The 16,097-nt window shown below is 61.8% G+C and carries 12 protein-coding genes; 1 reads left to right on the top strand and 11 read right to left on the bottom strand.

What is annotated here, in order from left to right; genetic code table 11:
* Positions 1-5: 5 nt before the first annotated feature.
* Positions 6-734, top strand: a complete 729-nt coding sequence (locus tag HNQ39_RS23315) for an NlpC/P60 family protein (protein ID WP_184202607.1) — start codon at positions 6-8, stop codon at positions 732-734.
* Here the strand turns inward: HNQ39_RS23315 and HNQ39_RS23310 are convergent.
* The 11 genes from HNQ39_RS23310 to HNQ39_RS23260 all read right to left on the bottom strand — a co-directional run bounded on the left by HNQ39_RS23310 (position 703) and on the right by HNQ39_RS23260 (position 16,062).
* Complete coding sequence (locus HNQ39_RS23310) at positions 703-1,617, bottom strand: aldo/keto reductase (RefSeq protein WP_184202605.1); 915 nt, start codon at positions 1,615-1,617, stop codon at positions 703-705. The two genes, HNQ39_RS23315 and HNQ39_RS23310, sit on opposite strands and share 32 nt — an antisense overlap.
* 229 nt (positions 1,618-1,846) lie before the next feature.
* Positions 1,847-2,749 (bottom strand): carbohydrate kinase family protein, encoded by a 903-nt coding sequence (locus tag HNQ39_RS23305; RefSeq protein ID WP_184202603.1) that lies wholly within the window; start codon positions 2,747-2,749, stop codon positions 1,847-1,849.
* A gap of 27 nt (positions 2,750-2,776) precedes the next feature.
* The gene (locus HNQ39_RS23300) at positions 2,777-3,148 is read right to left on the bottom strand and encodes an endonuclease domain-containing protein (protein WP_184202601.1); all 372 of its coding nucleotides are present in this window, start codon (positions 3,146-3,148) and stop codon (positions 2,777-2,779) included.
* Positions 3,149-3,412: 264 nt separating this feature from the next.
* On the bottom strand, positions 3,413-4,024 hold the full coding sequence (locus HNQ39_RS23295) for a response regulator (protein WP_184202599.1): 612 nt from the start codon (positions 4,022-4,024) through the stop codon (positions 3,413-3,415).
* Between the two features lie 20 nt (positions 4,025-4,044).
* Positions 4,045-5,874, bottom strand: coding sequence for a sensor histidine kinase (locus tag HNQ39_RS23290; RefSeq protein WP_184202597.1), 1,830 nt, complete (start codon positions 5,872-5,874; stop codon positions 4,045-4,047).
* Positions 5,875-5,877: 3 nt separating this feature from the next.
* Positions 5,878-6,765, bottom strand: a complete 888-nt coding sequence (locus HNQ39_RS23285; protein WP_184202595.1) for a hypothetical protein — start codon at positions 6,763-6,765, stop codon at positions 5,878-5,880.
* 69 nt (positions 6,766-6,834) lie between these two features.
* Positions 6,835-8,568, bottom strand: a complete 1,734-nt coding sequence (recJ, locus tag HNQ39_RS23280; RefSeq protein WP_184202593.1) for a single-stranded-DNA-specific exonuclease RecJ — start codon at positions 8,566-8,568, stop codon at positions 6,835-6,837.
* 156 nt (positions 8,569-8,724) lie between these two features.
* Positions 8,725-11,361, bottom strand: a complete 2,637-nt coding sequence (gene secD, locus HNQ39_RS23275; RefSeq protein ID WP_184202591.1) for a protein translocase subunit SecD — start codon at positions 11,359-11,361, stop codon at positions 8,725-8,727.
* 131 nt (positions 11,362-11,492) lie between these two features.
* Positions 11,493-11,930 carry a hypothetical protein gene (locus HNQ39_RS23270; RefSeq protein WP_184202589.1) on the bottom strand — a complete coding sequence of 146 codons (438 nt, stop codon included), beginning with the start codon at positions 11,928-11,930 and terminating at the stop codon, positions 11,493-11,495.
* A gap of 46 nt (positions 11,931-11,976) precedes the next feature.
* On the bottom strand, positions 11,977-13,146 hold the full coding sequence (locus tag HNQ39_RS23265; protein ID WP_184202587.1) for a glycosyltransferase family 2 protein: 1,170 nt from the start codon (positions 13,144-13,146) through the stop codon (positions 11,977-11,979).
* A gap of 504 nt (positions 13,147-13,650) precedes the next feature.
* Positions 13,651-16,062, bottom strand: a complete 2,412-nt coding sequence (locus tag HNQ39_RS23260; protein WP_184202585.1) for a GH116 family glycosyl-hydrolase — start codon at positions 16,060-16,062, stop codon at positions 13,651-13,653.
* Between the last annotated feature and the right edge of the window lie 35 nt (positions 16,063-16,097).

Genomic DNA, 16,097 nt, shown 5'->3' with positions numbered 1-16,097 from the left:
TCGCGATGATAACGAGACGCCGACGACGACGGATCAAGCTTATTGCCTGGGGAGCACTGCTCGTTCTCTGTATGGTGCTCGCTCTCGTACCCAACCAAGACGGAGCGCTCCGCCGCTTGCTGGTCGGCAGTGTCTTTGTGACCTGGGCGGCAGGGCTCTTTCTCTTCTGGCAGACACTGCTGACACGCGTGCTCTTTCTCCTGCCGCTCGTGGGAGCGCTTGGGCTCGCGCTCCTGCCCTACCGCAACCCCAATGGGGGGGAACGGATGCAGCAGGCCTATACCACCGCGCTCAAGCGCTACGACGGTGTCCCGTACCGCTGGGGCGGCGAGAGCATTCGGGGCATAGACTGCTCCGGGCTGATCCGTGCCGCGATGATCGACACCTGCTTCTCCGAGGGCTGGAAGACCCAGGACCTGGGGCTCCTGCGTGCTGGCGCTGCCCTCTGGTGGTACGACACCACGGCCAAAGAGATCGGTCGCGGCTACAGCGGGCGCACCTATGTCCTCCGAGAGAACACCACGCTCAACACCGCAGACTACCGCGAGCTCCACCCCGGCGACCTTGCGGTGACCATGAGCGGTGCCCATATCCTGGCCTACCTGGGCGAGAAGACCTGGATCAACGCCGATCCCAAGGGCAAGTTTGCGGTAGTCCAAAAGACCGCCCCGGACCCCAAAGACGCCTGGTTCTCCACGCCCGTCAAGTTCGTGCGCTGGTACCGCCTTCAGTAAGCCACTGGGCTTCGTCGGGCGTGAGTCTCAGAGACACCGCCCCAAGAAGCTCCTGAAGATGCGCTTCGCTGGTGGTCCCAAAGAGCGGGATCGTCGGGAGGGGCAGGCTCCGTAGCCACGCAAGCGCCACTTGGGTTGCTGTCGCGCCGTATCTCTCCGCAAGCTGCTGGGCACGCGCGCGCCTTGTGGCGTTCTCGGGCGAGTCGTAGAGCTTGCTGCTCTTTCCGGCGAAGTAGCCACCGGCAGTGGCGGAGTAGAACATCAGGGGCAGGCCGAAATCAAGCTCTCTCTCTGTCAGGTAGCGGGTCGTGGGATCGTCGGTGATGGGCCAGCTCGGCGTGGCGAGGCTCCCCTGAATCTGGTTGGTGACAAAGCCACGCCAGCCGCGCTCCGTGGCCACAGCATTGGCCTCCATGATGCGCTCCACCGACCAATTGCTCACCCCGATTGCCCCCAAACGTGGGTCTTGGAGCGGCTCCAGAAGCTCCGCCACGGGCGTGACGCCATCGTCGCGGTGGAGCAGGTAGAGCGGAATGCGCTCCACCCCAAGGCGCTCGCAGCTCTCCGTGATGTCTTTTTCAAGCACCTCTGGCGCGAGAAAGTGCTCCGGGCGGGGATACTCCGTGCCAAAGGCGGGGTGACCGCCTTTGGTGACGATAAATGCGCTCTCAAGCGTCCCCAGCTGCTTCAATACCCGCCCCAGCTCCCGCTCGCTCGCCCCAACACCGCCCGGCTGCCAGCACGCATAGACATGGGCCGTGTCAAAGACATTCCCTCCTGCCTCCAGATAGGCCGCCACGTGGCGCACCGCGGAATCGCCCGAGAGCGCCGTGCCCAGCGAGCCGGCACCGTAGCCAAGGGGAAAGAGCTTAGCGAAGATCATGGTGAAGTATACAGCGGCATCCCTCCCCCCGGCCCCCTCCCTTCGCTCTGTTTCCCGCTTCGCGGGGACGAAGGGAGGGGGAGAAGGGGGCGGGTTGAGTAGCGCACCCCCTCTCCTCCCGCGGAACGCGGAACCAGAGGGAGAGGGGGTCGGCCAGAGCGAGGAACGAGCGGAGGCCGGGGGGAGTGCCCGGGGGGGAGTGCCAAATATGCGGGGGGAGTGCCCGCTCCTACCTACTGCTCAGAAACGCCTCGACAGCCTCTCGTGTGGGGATGCCGGCGCGGTTGCCGTACTGCTGAATCCGTAGCGCGACCGTGGCCTGGGCGAAGTTAGCGGCTTGGTGGGCGGGCATTCCCGTGGTATGTGCCCAGCAGAAGGCTCCATGAAACACATCGCCCGCACCACACGTGTCGACGACTCTCTCGATCGGGAACGCGGGCAGGAAGACCGGCTCGGGCTGCTCCTGGGTGGCGATCATCACGCCTTTCTCCGCGAGCGTCACACCGGCGACTTTGACGCCTGCATCGAGGAACCCACGCACCTGCGCCGCGGGATCGTCGGCGTGCTGGGGGAAGGCACCAGCACCCCCGCCCTTGCTCGCAAGGACAATCTCGCAGAGGGGGAAGAGGGCTTCGCGGCCAGGGCGCATGGTTCCCAGATCGAGGGAGACGGCTCCTCCTGCGGCCTTGACGAGCGAAGCGGCGTGGAGTGCCCCCGCGAGGTCACGGCCATCGATATGGAGCAGGCTGACCTGGCTGAGGAGCTCAGCGTGGGCGTCGGTGAAGGAGAGGGCGGGGAGCTCTTCGGCGTAGTTTGCCAGCGTGCGCGAGCCATCACGGGAATCGAGAAGGACCAGGGAGCGGCTGGTGAGCACACCGGGGGCACGAAAGAGGTCTGGGGAGACCCCTTGCTCGTCTAGGTAGCGCCCTAGGTCGTCGGCATCGCGGTCGTCACCTACCACGCCGAGATGGACACAGGAGAGCCCTCCCAGCTTCGCCACGACCGTGAGTGCCACCGGAACCGGGCCCCCGACTTGCTCAAAATAGTGGGTCGCCCGCACTTTGGTGTCGTGTTCCCAGGAAGGAACAACTGCAATAAAGTCTTTGTTGATGAGTCCGAAGCCAGCGATCATAAGGAAATTGTACCCGGCTTGTCGCGCTCACGGTGGCGTCAGGGTGCCTGAGATACGTCGCAGTACCGCCTCCGGCTGGAAGAGGATATCGTCGCTTCGGATCCGGAGAAGGCGGATATCATGCGCCTCCAGCCAGAACTGGCGCTCGCTCTCCACGGCGACCTGCTCGGGGGTATCGTCCTCCACTTCGATGGCGAGGCGGTGCTCGGGGCACCAAAAATCGAGGATAAAGCTCCCCACAGAGTGCTGACGGCGGAACTTTGCCCCACAGACCTGGCGTCCCCGGAGCGCTTGCCAGAGAGCGGACTCTGCGGGGCTGGGGGACTTTCGCCGCGATCTTGCTTGGGTGACGGGCTCGGGAGCGAGCTTTCGGAGCCGGGGGGAGCGGTGGGCGTACATGCAGTGCATCCTTTCGCCCCTATAACGGCTCCGCACCCCCGAATCTGATAAAACGGCCGGAATTTTTTTTGATGGAAATCGCGTGATTACCCTCGACGGTAAACCTCGGGGCTTTGGGGCGCTTCGCGCCGCCTCGCTCCGCTCGGAATAATCTAATACCGACGAGGTACGAGGAGGCGGCGCGTAGCGCCCATAGCCGGACGATCTCCGTCCTGGCGGTTTCGTCACACCGATCTCCGACAGAAGGATGAAAAACGGAGCGGATCAGGCGGCGAGGGCAAGCTCTGGGGGGGAGGCAATGCGCTGGCGTGCCATGGTAATGAAGGCCTTGGTTAGGCTGGGGGCCACACCGGGAGGGGCTTCCTGGGGGAGCGCGACCAGCGCCTCTTCCACACTGAGCTGGCGGTCCTGCACGAGGCTGAGATAGCACTCGGTGAGCTCTAGAAGCTGCTCAAGCTGGCGTGTCTCGGGGAGCGCGGTGCTGAGGCGTGCGTTCTCTTCCTTGAGCCGGCGCGCCTCCAGTGCCTTGGCGACAATACGGCTGAGCATACGGATGTCCTCAAGCGGCTTGAGGAGGTAGTCGGCGACATTGCCGTTCTTAAACGCCTCCACCGCGCCCTCCAGGCTCCCATGGCCCGTGAGGACCACGAAGTCGATGGGCAGGTGCCGCTCCTGCGCCTCTCGGAGCAGGCCCATGCCATCGAGCCGGGGCATCTTCATGTCCGAGATGACCAGATCAAAGGGCTCCCGTAGGAGCGCCTCCAGTGCGGCTTGGCCGTCTTGGGCGGTATGGACCGTGTAGCCCGAGCGGGTGAGCTGGCGCTCCAGGAGCATCCGGAGTCCGTCTTCGTCTTCTGCAATCAAAATCTTACTCATAAACTGTCAGGTTCCTTGGGCTAGGCGGCGAGGGGGAGCGAAACCTCAGTAGAGGTTGGATGGGCTCGGGGGATGGTGAGGACAAAGACAGCACCCTCCTCCGAGTGGGCGGTGAGGCTACCGCCATTTTTCTTGGCGAGGTTCTCGCTGATAGAGAGACCTAGCCCCATGCCCTTGCCCACTTCTTTGGTTGTGAAGAAGGGCTCAAAGAGATGGAGGAGGGCATCGGGGGCGATCCCAGGGCCATTGTCGGCGCACTGCAAGACAACAAAATCCTGGGTGCAGGAGATTGTCAAGCGCAGCTCCGGGTTGGGAGTGTTCTCAAGAGCATCGCGGGCATTGGTGACTAGGTTCAGGAGAATCTGCTCGATCTCATTGGCATTGGCATAGACCTCCATGGGCTCGGGGGGAGCGGTAATAGTCACGGCCACACCCCGCGCCTTGAGCTGGGCACCGATCAAGATCATGCAGTTGTCGATCAGAGTGCTCAGAGAGCTGGTACTGGTGTCGTGGCCCTCGGTGCGGCAGAAGGTCCGCAGGTGGGTGATGATGCGCATCATGCGCCCAGTCTGCTTCTCGATCTGCTGGAGGTCCTCCAGCACGAACGTCGAGAGATCTGGCTCGTCCTGAAGCTGCTGGGAGATTCCGCGAACAATGGCGATAGGCTGATTGAGCTCGTGGGCAACCCCGGCGGAGAGAGTACCGAGAGAGGCCATCTTCGCGGAGTGGACAAGCTCGGCTTGGGTCGCGCGGAGCTCCGCATTGAGGCTCTTGAGGGAGTGGGCATCTTCTTGGGTCTTGCGCACGAGCTGCCAGTTGTCCTGGAGCGCGATAAACTGCCGCAGCAGAATCAGCCCCACCAGCAGGGCCCCACTGATACACATCCCGATCATCTCGATGGTCTGGTCTTGGTGCTCCAGGAGCGACGTGAAGAAAAAGATGCCGGAGAAGGGGACGAGCAGGTAGGGGATGGCGGTGCGCCCGGGCGTGCTGAGTGCGCTTTCGTCTTGGAGGCTGTCCGGGGGGTGGAGGCGATTCGATGCCATGTGTAGCGCCAGGCCACGACCACCCAGCCCCAAACACAGGCAGCAGAGCGGCCAGAGCAAGTCTAGCACCGTCCCACTCTGGTACGTCCCCTGGAGGGTCATGTACAGAAAGAACGAGTCCACCACCAGGAGGGAGGCGATTCCCAGACAGATGTAGGTAAGGCCTGCCCCTTTGAGGGTCTTGCCCGCACGGATCATGAGGATCATCAGGCAGGACGCCAACAGTAGATCCCCGATGGGATAGGCGATCCCCACCGCCTTCGAGGCCAGCCCAATCTTGCTCTCATCGAGGAGGGTGGGGCTGATTAAGAAGCGCCAGCTGAAGGTAAAGAGCGCGGTGAGGCCGACCAGTCCATCGAGCAGAATGCGAATCCGCTGCGACGAGGGCAGGCGGTGGGCGGGGAGCAGGAGAACCGAGATCAGGACGAGCGGAATGAGCCCCAGAGAGAAGAAGTCTGCCACGGATGGGAACGGATCGAGGTCGTGCCACTCCATCCAGCCCCAGAGACTATCGGCGATTCCCAGGGAGGCACAGGCCGCCGCGAGGGTGACACTCGCCCACGGGAGCCGTCCCCGGCCACGGCGGAGCTGCTTGCGGATGGTCCAGAGCCCAGAGAGGGACAGGAGTGCTCCTAGGAAGTCGCCCGCGCCTGTGGTGATGTTGTTCCGTAGCTGGATAACCTTGTCTTCGTCGCCAGGAAAGCCGGGTAAGAGCAGCCAGGTCGCGACAAAGTAGGCGAGCGCGAGAAAGAGCGCCCACCCCATTCGGCGTAGTGGCTTGAAGGTCTTACGCAGGGCTTTCATAGCTTAGTGCTCCCAGGTGAAGTGCAGCTGGAGCCAGGAGTTTTGGCGGGAGCCTGCCTTGGTGGTGGCCACCTCCGCGCTCAGGCCCGTTGTGAGGGGGAAGCCTACTCCGCCGATCAGGGCGCTATAGTTCCCAAAGGCGGCGGTGCTGGTGCGGTCTTGCCAGGTGTAGTAGCTGGCAAAGGGGCGGATGTCACCGTGCAGGCCTTGGTAGGTGGCCGTGGCCATGCCAAACTGGAAGCGCTGGCGCTGCGGCGTGGTAAAGTGGTCCCACTCGGAGCGGAGGAGCCAAGGGCCACGGGTGAGGGTCGCGTCGACTCCCACACCTTGCTCCAGGTCGGTGCCATAGGAGAAGCCCTTGCCGGCTCCCAGGGAGAGACCTATCTGTGTGGTCTCCTGAGGAGCATGGACAAGGCGGACATAGCCATTTCCTCGGTGTGTCGTTGGGTCTTTCTGGAGGGCGGCGGTGAGGGCGAGCGGCCCCAAGGGCTGCTCCCACTGGAGTCCTTCCTTGGCCTCGTACTGCCACTCTTGCTGGCCGAAGGGAGTGAAGAAGCGCCCGACAGTGAGGCTTCCGCCCCCTCCTTTTTGTTTCACCCAGAGCTCGATAGGCTGCTTATAGAGCGCATTGCTCCCACGGGCCGCATCTCCCACACCCACCGCGACACGCGCACTGGTGCTCTGGCCGCTCTCCCAGCGCAGGTAGGCCACCGACGGCGTGAAGATCTGGTTGCCGGCCCAGAGCTGGTCGGCGAACCGGCGCAGGCCGGGGACATTGGAGAGGCCGCCGTAGAGGTCGAGGCCCGCAAAGAGCCCCGCATCGGGCTTTGTCTGGCTATAGCTAGTCTGTGGGAGGGCGAGGACAAACAACAGTAAGGACAAACGCTTCATAGACACCTCTGTCTTGGTGTCGGTCTTTTGGAAACGATGCTTTAGCTGATTTTGTTACCGGGAAGCAATTTAGGGCAAGGAAGGGCGCAGATCATGGAGGGTGAGCTCGACACTGACCTTGCCATTCCAGGCATTGAGCTTGGGGGTATAGACCACATCGACCCGCTCGCCGGGCTGCACCCGCTCGGTCCAGTCCCCGGACTTGAAGCGCACGGACTTGGTGGGCCACTGCTTGCCCGGGAGCTTGAGGTGGATGATTGCGGTATTGTTGTCTTTCCCCACGCGCCGGGTCTCGGTGACCACGGCGTTGCAGGTCAGAAAGACGGGATCGGGGTTGTCACGGCCGAAGGGGGCTAGTGCTTGGAGCGACTCCACCAGCTCCTGCGTGAGCAAGCGGGTGTCGGCGAGCTCCGCATCGATCTCCAGCGTGATGGGCTCGGGCTCGTCGGTGACCAGCCCCTCTGCGGCCTCGTGGATGCGCTGGCGAAATGCCTCTAGGTTGCGGGCGGGGAGATTGACTCCCGCGCTCGCGGAGTGCCCGCCGTAGCGTCCCAGCAGGTCCGCGCAGGCGTGCAGGGCATCGAGCAGGCTGAAGCTGCCGTAGGTGCGCCCCGAGCCGCCGTAGCTGTCGGTGGTCTCGTCGTAGCTGAGAATCAGGGTCGGGCGGCGCAGGAGCTCGGCGATACGCCCCGCGACAATCCCGACCAGCCCCTTGCCCCAGCGTGCCCGCGCCAGCACGAGGACGCGTCGGTCTTCCTGGGTGAGCGCCTCGGCCAGCGCCTCTTGGACCACCCGCTCGGTCTCGCTCCGCCGCAGGTCATTGAGCGACTCGATCTGGGCCACCAGCTGCTCGGCCTCGTCGGCATCCCGGGTGATCAGCAACCGGTAGGCCAGGTCGGCGTCCTCCATGCGCCCCGCCGCATTCAGGCGCGGCCCGAGCTGGAAGCCGATACTCTCCGCCGTGAGCTCCTTGCCCTCCAGCCCCGCCACGGACAGCAGCGCCTTGAGACCGGTCTTTCTGCCCAGGGCGAGCATCTCCAGCCCATGGTAGACCAAGATTCGGTTCTCTCCGGAGAGCGTGCTGGCATCGGAGACCGTCCCGAGCGCGACCAGGTCCACAAAGTTGCGGCGGAAGGCGCTCTGGTACTCGGGCTTGAGGCGCGCCGTGAGGGCATCGAGCACCTTAAAGGCAACGCCCGCCCCACAGAGATCACGAAACGCCACTTGGGCATCGTCGCGGTAGGGATTCACGACTGCGTGGGCTGCCGGGAGGGTCGGGCCGGGGCGGTGGTGGTCGGTGACAATGACATCCATTCCTAGGGCGTTGGCACGCGCGACTGCTTCAAGAGCACAGACCCCACAGTCTGCGGTCATGATGAGGCCAGCCCCCAGCTCCTTTGCCTTCTCCGCGCCGTAGGGCTGGAAGTCGTAGCCATCGGTGCGGCGGGGGACAAAGCCGACCACGTTGGCCCCCAGCCCAGAGAGCGCTCGCAGGCACAGCGCCGCGCTGGTGACCCCATCGGCATCGTAGTCGCCGTGCACAAAGATCAGCTCGCCGCTGGTGATTGCCTGCGCCAGCCGCTCGACTGCCTTCTCGACATCGGGGAGGGTAGTGGGATCGTCGAGATCGTCCAGCCGAGGCGCAAGATAGCGCTCTGCCACCCCCGGCTCGGTGATACCGCGGTTGATCAGCAGGCGAGCGACCAGTGGCTCTAGGCGAAGCTCTGCCGCGAGGCGCTGGACCTGCGACTCATTGGGGGTTGCCAGCCGCCAGTGGGCTTCAAGGAGGGTGGGCGATGTCATTAGAGTTCGTACTCCGGACGCGGTGCACAGGGCGGAAAGCCAGAAAACAAATTTCCTAGCTCCGCAAAAAGAGCGCCCCGAGGACGCGGAGAACACGACGGCTCCGCGCGTCCACGGGACGCTCCCAACGTTATGCCGGGGATTTTATCCCCCGAGCTACTTGCGCTTAGGACGAGGGCCCTGCGCCCAGGTACCGGAGCGCTCGGGCTTGTCCTCAGCACTGGCTGCAGAGGGCGCTTGGGAAGCGGAGGGCGCAGGGCCATCGCTATCCTTACCGTCTTTACCGTCCTTAACCTCGGCGAGACCCTGGCCGTGCTTGCCGAACTTGCGCTGCCAGTCAAAGACCATCGGGGCGGCGTTGAAGATCGACGAGTAGGTGCCCGAGAGGATTCCCACCAGGAGCGCGGCGTTCAGCGGGCGGATCACCGAGCCCCCAAAGATCAGAAGCGCCAGGAGAGTGAGCACGACCGTGCCGCTGGTAAAGAGCGAGCGGGCAAAGGTCTCGTTGATCGAGTCGTCGATCAGGTTGCCCAGGTTGGCCTTCTCCCCACGGTGCTGGAGGTTCTCCCGGATGCGGTCGAAGATGATGATCGTGTCGTGGACCGAGAAGCCGACAACGGTGAGCGCCGCGGTTAAGAACAGCGAGTCGATCTTCCAGTTGAGCAGCCAGCCCAGGAAGCAGAAGACTCCAATCAGGACCGCGATATCGTGGAGCATCGCGATAATCGCGGAGACACCGAACTTGAGACCGTTCTTGAAGCCGCCAATTGCAAAGCGGAACGCAAGATACAGGACGATAAACGCCGATGAGAGCGTGATCGACGAGAGCGCGTTGCGGGTGAGCTCCTTGGAGATCGAGGCCCCGATTCGCTCAAAGCCGCCCTTGGTGACACCGGGGAAGGTGGTCTTGAGCTTCTCGACCAGGGCATCGGCCTCGTTGGCGTTCATCTCCTGCTTGCCCGCCTCGGTGGGGAGGCGCAGCAGGACGGTGTTGTCGCCGGCGATCTGGGCCGCGGCCTCTTTAAAGCCGGCCGCGTTGGCAGCGCTCTCGACCTCGGCGCGGGTGACGGACTTGGCAAACTTCAGGGTGAGCTCGGAGCCGCCCGTGAACTCAATGCCTTGCTTGAAGCCACCCAGCACGGCAAAGGCGATGCCAGGGACGATAATGGCGAGCGAGAGGAAGTACCACTTGAAGCGGTTGGCGATCACGCGGTAGTGCGGACGCCAGAGGTTGTTGACCCCCCAAGCCTCCATATTGACGGTCTTGTTGTCGCCGACCAGCAGGAGCAGGAAGGAGCGGGTGACCGTGATGGCGGTGAACATCGAGAGCGCCACCCCGATCATCAGGGTAAGCGCAAACCCACGGACACTACCGTTGCCCAGCTGGTAGAGCAGGAGGCTGGTAACCGCGGTACACATGTTGGAGTCGAAGATGGCGGAGAAGGCGCGCTGGAAGCCCGCGGTGATCGCCAGCTTGAGGTTCTTGCCCGCCTTGAGCTCCTCTTTGGTGCGCTCGAAGATCAGGATATTGGCATCGACCGCCATTCCCACGGAGAGGATAAAGCCCGCGATTCCGGGGAGGGTGAAGGTCACCGGGATCAGGACGAAGACCGCGTAGGTGAAGAGGGTGTAGAGCAGGAGCGCACAGACCGCCACAAAGCCCGGGAGGCGGTAGATGGCGATCATAAAGACGCCCACAAGAAGGAGCGCGACAACGCCTGCGGTCAGGCCGCTCTTGACTGCATCTTTGCCCAGGGTCGCCTCAAGGCTCTGCTGCTGGACAATCTTCAGGGAGACAGGGAGCGCACCACCATTGAGGTAGTCGGAGAGCTCCTTGGCCACTTTAAGGGTGGGGAAGGGGGAGATCTGCGCCCGCCCGTCGGTGATGGGGTCGTTGATTCGAGGGGCGCTGAGGATGCGGCCATCGAGGAAGATCATCAGGATCTCATCGGTGTGTGCCTTGGTGAAGTTGGCGAACTTCTCCTGCCCCACACTATTGAACTCCAGCTCGACAATGGCGTTGGTGCCGTTTCCAAAGCTCGCACGGGCGCGTCCTGGAACCAGATCGGAGCCCGCGAGCTCTTTTCGTGCGGCCGCCAGGAAGGCATTGAACTGGCCCAGCTCATCGGCGAGAGCGGACATGGCCGCCTTGTCGCTCTCCTGAACCTTGACAGTCTCTAGGCCCGAAAAAGAGCCCAGGCTATTGAGCGGTGCGGGCAGCGCAACGGGGGCGGCATTGGCACGCTCTCCGGCGTCGACCAGCTGGCGGAGCGCGCCCAAGATGTGGAAGGGATCGCGGAAGGTCTTGTTGGTGGTGTTGTCGTGGATCTCGAAGCTCTCGCGCGAGCCATCCTCCGCGGTCTTGAAGGCATAGCGCCCGAGCTTGTTCTTCTCGGCGGAGTACCAGTCGGGGCTGTAGTAGAACTCAAGCTGTGCGGTTCTCTGGAGCTGGTCGACGATGTCTTTCTCGTTCTTTACCGCGGGGATCTCGACCACGAACTGTGCCTCGCCCTTGGGGGTGATCACGGGCTCGGCGACCCCATTGGCATTGACACGGTTGTCGAGTGTCCGCAGAACCGAGGCACGAGTGTCCTCGTCCCATTTCTGTCCCTTGGGCAAGGTCGTGAGATCTGCCTCCAAGACAACACGGGCACCGCCCTGGATATCAAGGCCCAGCTTGGGGGACACTTTCTTTCCAAAGGCGCTATTGGGAGCCACGAGCGGCGCTAGCGTCACAGCTGCGGCCAGCAGGGCGAGTACGAAGACGAGAAGAGCTAATTGTCTGGGTTTCAACGCGTTCTACCTTGTACCTGAATTGGCAGGCACCAAAGGCGCATTATATCAGACGACACTCCTCAGGACGAGGGAATGGGCCTCAGGCCCGGAGATTACGGGCATGACCGGGGAAAAACACTCCGACTGCGCTACACCTTATCGAGGTTGTGCCGCATGTCCCAGACAATCTCAGACAGGATAAGGTCGTTCTCTCGGTAGGATTTCTCGACGATATTGGTGTTCCCAAACAAGGTCGCGAGGTTGATCAGGTTGCTGACTTCGAGGTGCTCGTTCGGGTTGGTTGAGAGCTCTGCGACAATGAGCGCTTGGCGTAGCCCATGAAAGAGCATGACCTGTGAGCCCTGTGCCGTTACATCGTGGGGATCGCGACACTTTTTCAAGGAGGCCGTTTTCCTAGGACTCGCACCGCTCTCTTGCCCCGACTGGTAGAATGCCCAAGTCAGTAAGCACCATGCGAGCTGTAGGCGATTGGCGGTATCGTCCGGCTCTACCTCGATCCGTTGCTGGCAGGCGGCGACAATGGCTCTTGCCTTGTTTTCATCAAAGGTAGTAGCGATAGTTTTCATGAAGGCATGCTCTTTTCTTGATTCGCTTTTGCTCTAATATCGGTGACTATGGGGCCTTATCCCAAGTGACTTTTTGGGTTCCTCGTACATGTCGTGAAAATCCGCAGAGGATGGCATAGTTCATGATGTAAAAATAGCTAATTGGTTTGGTCCACTTAGGCAATCGTCGTGGGTTTCTAGTTCTATAAGAATAGAGAGAAATAGCTACGCCAGATAGTTGTAGCAATAGTAAGGCTACATAAAATGGTTGCTGTAGAAGAAGGATATTGGCAAGGACAGCGATCAAGAAAAAGAACGGGACAAACCAGCGCAGCACTTTATGGCCCCAATAGGCAAAGGAGCGAAGCCCGTAGCGTGGCGACAAGAGCTTGGGGATCACTGTGAGGGCCTGGAAGTTTCCTGCACCAATTCGGATCTTACGAATCATCTCCGCTTTGGAGGTCGCACAAGGGGGCTCGACACCTCGTGCTTCCGGCTCGAACTCGACACGCCAGCCTTTTTCTAGGATCTTCATTGTCATGACAAAGTCTTCAATGATGATGGACGAGGGAAGTGGCTCGTACAGCTCTCGTCGTAGAGCGAAGATGCCACCGTTACAGCCAATGAGGAAGCCTAGTTTTCCTTCGTTACGCTTGATCCAGCCTTCGTATTTCCAATAAAGGCCTTCCCCGGAAACCCCTCCTTCTTGCTCTAGGCTAATCTCGCCACTGACACAGCCTACTTTTGGGTTTTGGAAATGACGTACTAGCTTCTTAATCGCGTCTTTTGCAAACATTGTGTTTGCATCGGACATGATGATGATCTCCGCATCGATCTCCGTGCCGATATTTCCGATAATCTCATTGAGGACAGATATTTTCCCTCGGCGTGTGGTGAAGATAAACGCGTGGAGCCGTGGATCGTGGCAGGCCTTAAGAATTGTTGCGGTTGCATCCGCAGAGCCATCGGAGCCTACCACGAGAGAAAAGCGATCCGCAGGGTAGTCGAGAGCCCAGGTGTTTCTGAGCTTTTCGGTGAGGACGGCCTCTTCATTGTAGGCGGCGACCACCATGGCCACTTTGGGAAAGTTGTCGGGGAGCGGTTCCGTGGTCAAGGGGGAAGGCTCTGCGGGCGAGCTCCCGAAGCGGTTTGCAATGGCGGCAAGAATTATAGGAAACAGTACATAGGAATAGACAATCATTCCCCAGGCAGCCCAGAACAAAATAACGGCTATCATGAGGGGGACACTCTCCGCTTCGCGAAGCTATCGTAGTCCGATAAGCTTAGTCCACTCTGCCGGTTCATAACCGAAGAGGTGGTATAGAGTTGATTGGAAGAGGCAAAAAAACTCGGAGGCAATTGGAAATATCTACACCAAAAAAAGGTATCAACAAGCTCCTTGTAATGGAGGGAAAGTAAATGTAACTTGCCCGTTTTATTACCTGTGTGTTCTTGATAGAGATTGGCAAGGGAGCTCATGATTTACGGAGTGTCAGACTAGGGAACACAATCTATAATGGTGCCTGTTTTTATGAGTTTCGTTGATTCTGACAGATTTAGAGTGGGCTGATCTTAAGGTTTTGGCTAGACATGGTCTATAACTATGAGATTCTATGAAACTCTCAGAGTCGATGTATGCATGGGGTTTGCCAATACCCAGTTTTTGAATGTTTCAATCAGCTTGTAACCAACAAGTGCTTCTTTGCCCCCTGCTGTGCAAAAAATGACTTTTGACGAAGGGCTAGTGCGCTGTATTGTCAGGGATACTGTAGCTTGTACCAGGGGTCAAGAGGAGAGGAGGGGAGAAGGTTGTGCGGTGACCACGAACCGTGAGGGCCGTCAGGCGAAGCCGGCCCCAGCGGAGCGAGAGCGTGGACACGCCCGCCTTGCTCTCAAGCGTTCCCCAGCCTTCGGCACTGGTGAAAGGAACGCGGAAATCACCTGGGAGCCTCGGATCAAGGCTTAGCGTGCCATCGGGGCCGTGGTAGGCAAACCCACAGAGCGCGATAAAGGAGCCGTAGCTGGCCATCGCCCGTGCGTAGTGATCGCTGCACTCGACCTCGTTGTAGGGGTTGCGGCGCTTTGCGTGGTAGCGCTCGTGGATGGCGCGGGTGACCGTCAGCCCCTCGGTGACCAGGCCCTCCGCGATCATGTGGCTGGCCGCTTGGTGCTCAAAGCCCGACATGCACTCGTTGAAGTAGCCGTACTGCCAGTCGCTCACATTGCCAAAGGCACCGTCGACGTTTCCCGGGTTGGTCGCCATGATCAGCCCCGCCTCCCCCGGTAGGGCGTAGGGACGCCCCGCACGGTTGCGCTGCCGAAAGGGGCCGATATCGGGTGCGAAGTTGTACTTGTAGAGAGCCCGGAGCGCCGTGACGGTCTTCTCCCGATCCAGGACACGGCCCAGCCCGACCTGCCACGCCCACGACTGGCCGTGTACTTGGTCGATGTGGCAGGTGGAGTAGGTGCCCAGCGCCCCCTCACGGCCCGGCTCGGGCTTCTGGATAAAGTACTCCCCGTTGAAGAGCTCGCCCTCCAGCGCTGCCTGGGTCTGGGCGGCACGGGCGGCGCAGAGCGCGGCAAAGTCGGGCTCGCCCTGCTCGGTTGCCAGGGCCTCTCCCGCACGGAGCGCGGCGGCGTAGAGTGAGCTGAGCCAGGCGATCTTGCCGTACCAAGCTGCATCAAGCGTGTTCTCCTGGGCCCCGTCGAGCAGGCCATCCTGGTCGGTGTCGTGGGCCATGAGGTACTCAAGCGCCCGCCTCACTCGTGGCCACAGCCGCGTTAAGAAGGCACTGTCCGGCGACATCTGGTGCTCCCGAAGTACTCCCAGAATCCGCCCACACTGGCCGTCGATTGCCGGAGCACTTCCCTCCGCGCGGTGCCGCACCATCCCGGTCTCGGGGTCGAAGCCCACCCCAAAGTCTACCTGCTCCCGTAGCTCCCGCTCCAGCTCGGGGAAGAGGCGGCCCGGTGCTTGGGCGTAGTGCCAGACATGGGTGCAGGTTCCCGGGCAACAGCCAATTCCCTCCCAGGCCCAGAAGCGACCGGTGCCGAGCCGAAACAGGGTGGTCGTGGCGAGCGTGCTGGCACTGGCAAGGGCGCGGTCGAGGAACCAGTAGGGGAGGGTGGAGTCGTACCAGGTATCCCGCCAGAGGAGCGTGTCGTGGCTCAGACGCTCCAGGTTCTCTTTGACATAGCCCACGACCGCAGCGGCATCGGCGAAGCGTGTGGCGTAGTGGTTGCCGGTCTTGGCATCGGGGACGGGTAGGTGGAGGTTGTTGGGGAAGTGCCAGGCCAGTATAAATGTCACGGTCTCCGACGAGCCCGGAGCCAGTGTCAGGGTCCGCTCCAGGGCACCCACGGGCCGCGTGGCACCCGGGGTATCGACCTGCGCGGTCGCACGGGTCGCACCCAGGCAGGCGAGTGCCAGGGTCCCGATATCGTGGGCCGTGGGATCGGTCGGGCTCTCGAGGCGGCAGACCAGTAGCTCCCCCTCCGCGGTGTTGCGCCGTCTGCCCGCTGGGGCGGTGTAGTGCCCCACGGCGTTCTCCAAGAAGCCGACAAGAGTCGCCTCCACCGAAGCCGCGCTGGTGTTGGTGAGCGTGAAGCGCAAGACGGTCGCCGGGAGGCTGGAGTCATCAAGGTTGAGCGGGATAAACGGGGAGAAGGCCTCTAGCTGAACCTGCACCGGGCAGGCTGGGTCGGTGTAGCGCACGGTGCCGACCGGGTACTGGCCTTGAAAGCTCACGTCGCTCCAGCCATGCTGGTCAAGAGACCGCTCAACGCCGTCTACTACCCTTAGCACAAAGCCCTGCTGGAGCGGCGATTCCTGGGCATAGGGCACGACATAGCCGCCACCATCGCGTGCCTGGAACGTGCTGCTCCCCAGCCAGACCGCCATGGGGACCTCCACGGAGCGCGGGATAACCCCCTCCTTGGGCAGGTTAAAGATATCCCAGAGCCAGAGCTTGCCATCGCCGCCCAGATAAAGCAGCCCGCAGGCGATCCCCCCGACCGGCATCCCGATGTAGCGGAGCTCGCCTTTTGACTTGTCGTAGACAGTCGGCTCGCCCCGCGCGGTGAGGCTCTGGAGCCAGACGGGGCTGAGGTTCTTCTCGGCGGGAATGGGGTGGGGTAGCGGGGTGTCGGTCATGGTTTTTGGGGAGAGTGTACCACGGGGTATCCTAA

Origin of the sequence: Armatimonas rosea, from assembly GCF_014202505.1 — a bacterium.
Classification (GTDB): Bacteria; Armatimonadota; Armatimonadia; order Armatimonadales; family Armatimonadaceae; genus Armatimonas; species Armatimonas rosea.
This window is presented reverse-complemented; position numbering and strand designations above follow the sequence as displayed.

What these genes read in the sequence shown, in the direction of transcription:
- recJ (WP_184202593.1), bottom strand. Translation starts at nt 8,568, where the DNA reads ATGACATCGCCCACCCTCCTTGAAGCCCACTGGCGGCTGGCAACCCCC.
- HNQ39_RS23315 (WP_184202607.1), top strand. Translation starts at nt 6, where the DNA reads ATGATAACGAGACGCCGACGACGACGGATCAAGCTTATTGCCTGGGGA.
- HNQ39_RS23295 (WP_184202599.1), bottom strand. Translation starts at nt 4,024, where the DNA reads ATGAGTAAGATTTTGATTGCAGAAGACGAAGACGGACTCCGGATGCTC.
- HNQ39_RS23285 (WP_184202595.1), bottom strand. Translation starts at nt 6,765, where the DNA reads ATGAAGCGTTTGTCCTTACTGTTGTTTGTCCTCGCCCTCCCACAGACT.
- HNQ39_RS23260 (WP_184202585.1), bottom strand. Translation starts at nt 16,062, where the DNA reads ATGACCGACACCCCGCTACCCCACCCCATTCCCGCCGAGAAGAACCTC.
- HNQ39_RS23265 (WP_184202587.1), bottom strand. Translation starts at nt 13,146, where the DNA reads ATGATAGCCGTTATTTTGTTCTGGGCTGCCTGGGGAATGATTGTCTAT.
- HNQ39_RS23290 (WP_184202597.1), bottom strand. Translation starts at nt 5,874, where the DNA reads ATGAAAGCCCTGCGTAAGACCTTCAAGCCACTACGCCGAATGGGGTGG.
- HNQ39_RS23305 (WP_184202603.1), bottom strand. Translation starts at nt 2,749, where the DNA reads ATGATCGCTGGCTTCGGACTCATCAACAAAGACTTTATTGCAGTTGTT.
- HNQ39_RS23270 (WP_184202589.1), bottom strand. Translation starts at nt 11,930, where the DNA reads ATGAAAACTATCGCTACTACCTTTGATGAAAACAAGGCAAGAGCCATT.
- HNQ39_RS23300 (WP_184202601.1), bottom strand. Translation starts at nt 3,148, where the DNA reads ATGTACGCCCACCGCTCCCCCCGGCTCCGAAAGCTCGCTCCCGAGCCC.
- HNQ39_RS23310 (WP_184202605.1), bottom strand. Translation starts at nt 1,617, where the DNA reads ATGATCTTCGCTAAGCTCTTTCCCCTTGGCTACGGTGCCGGCTCGCTG.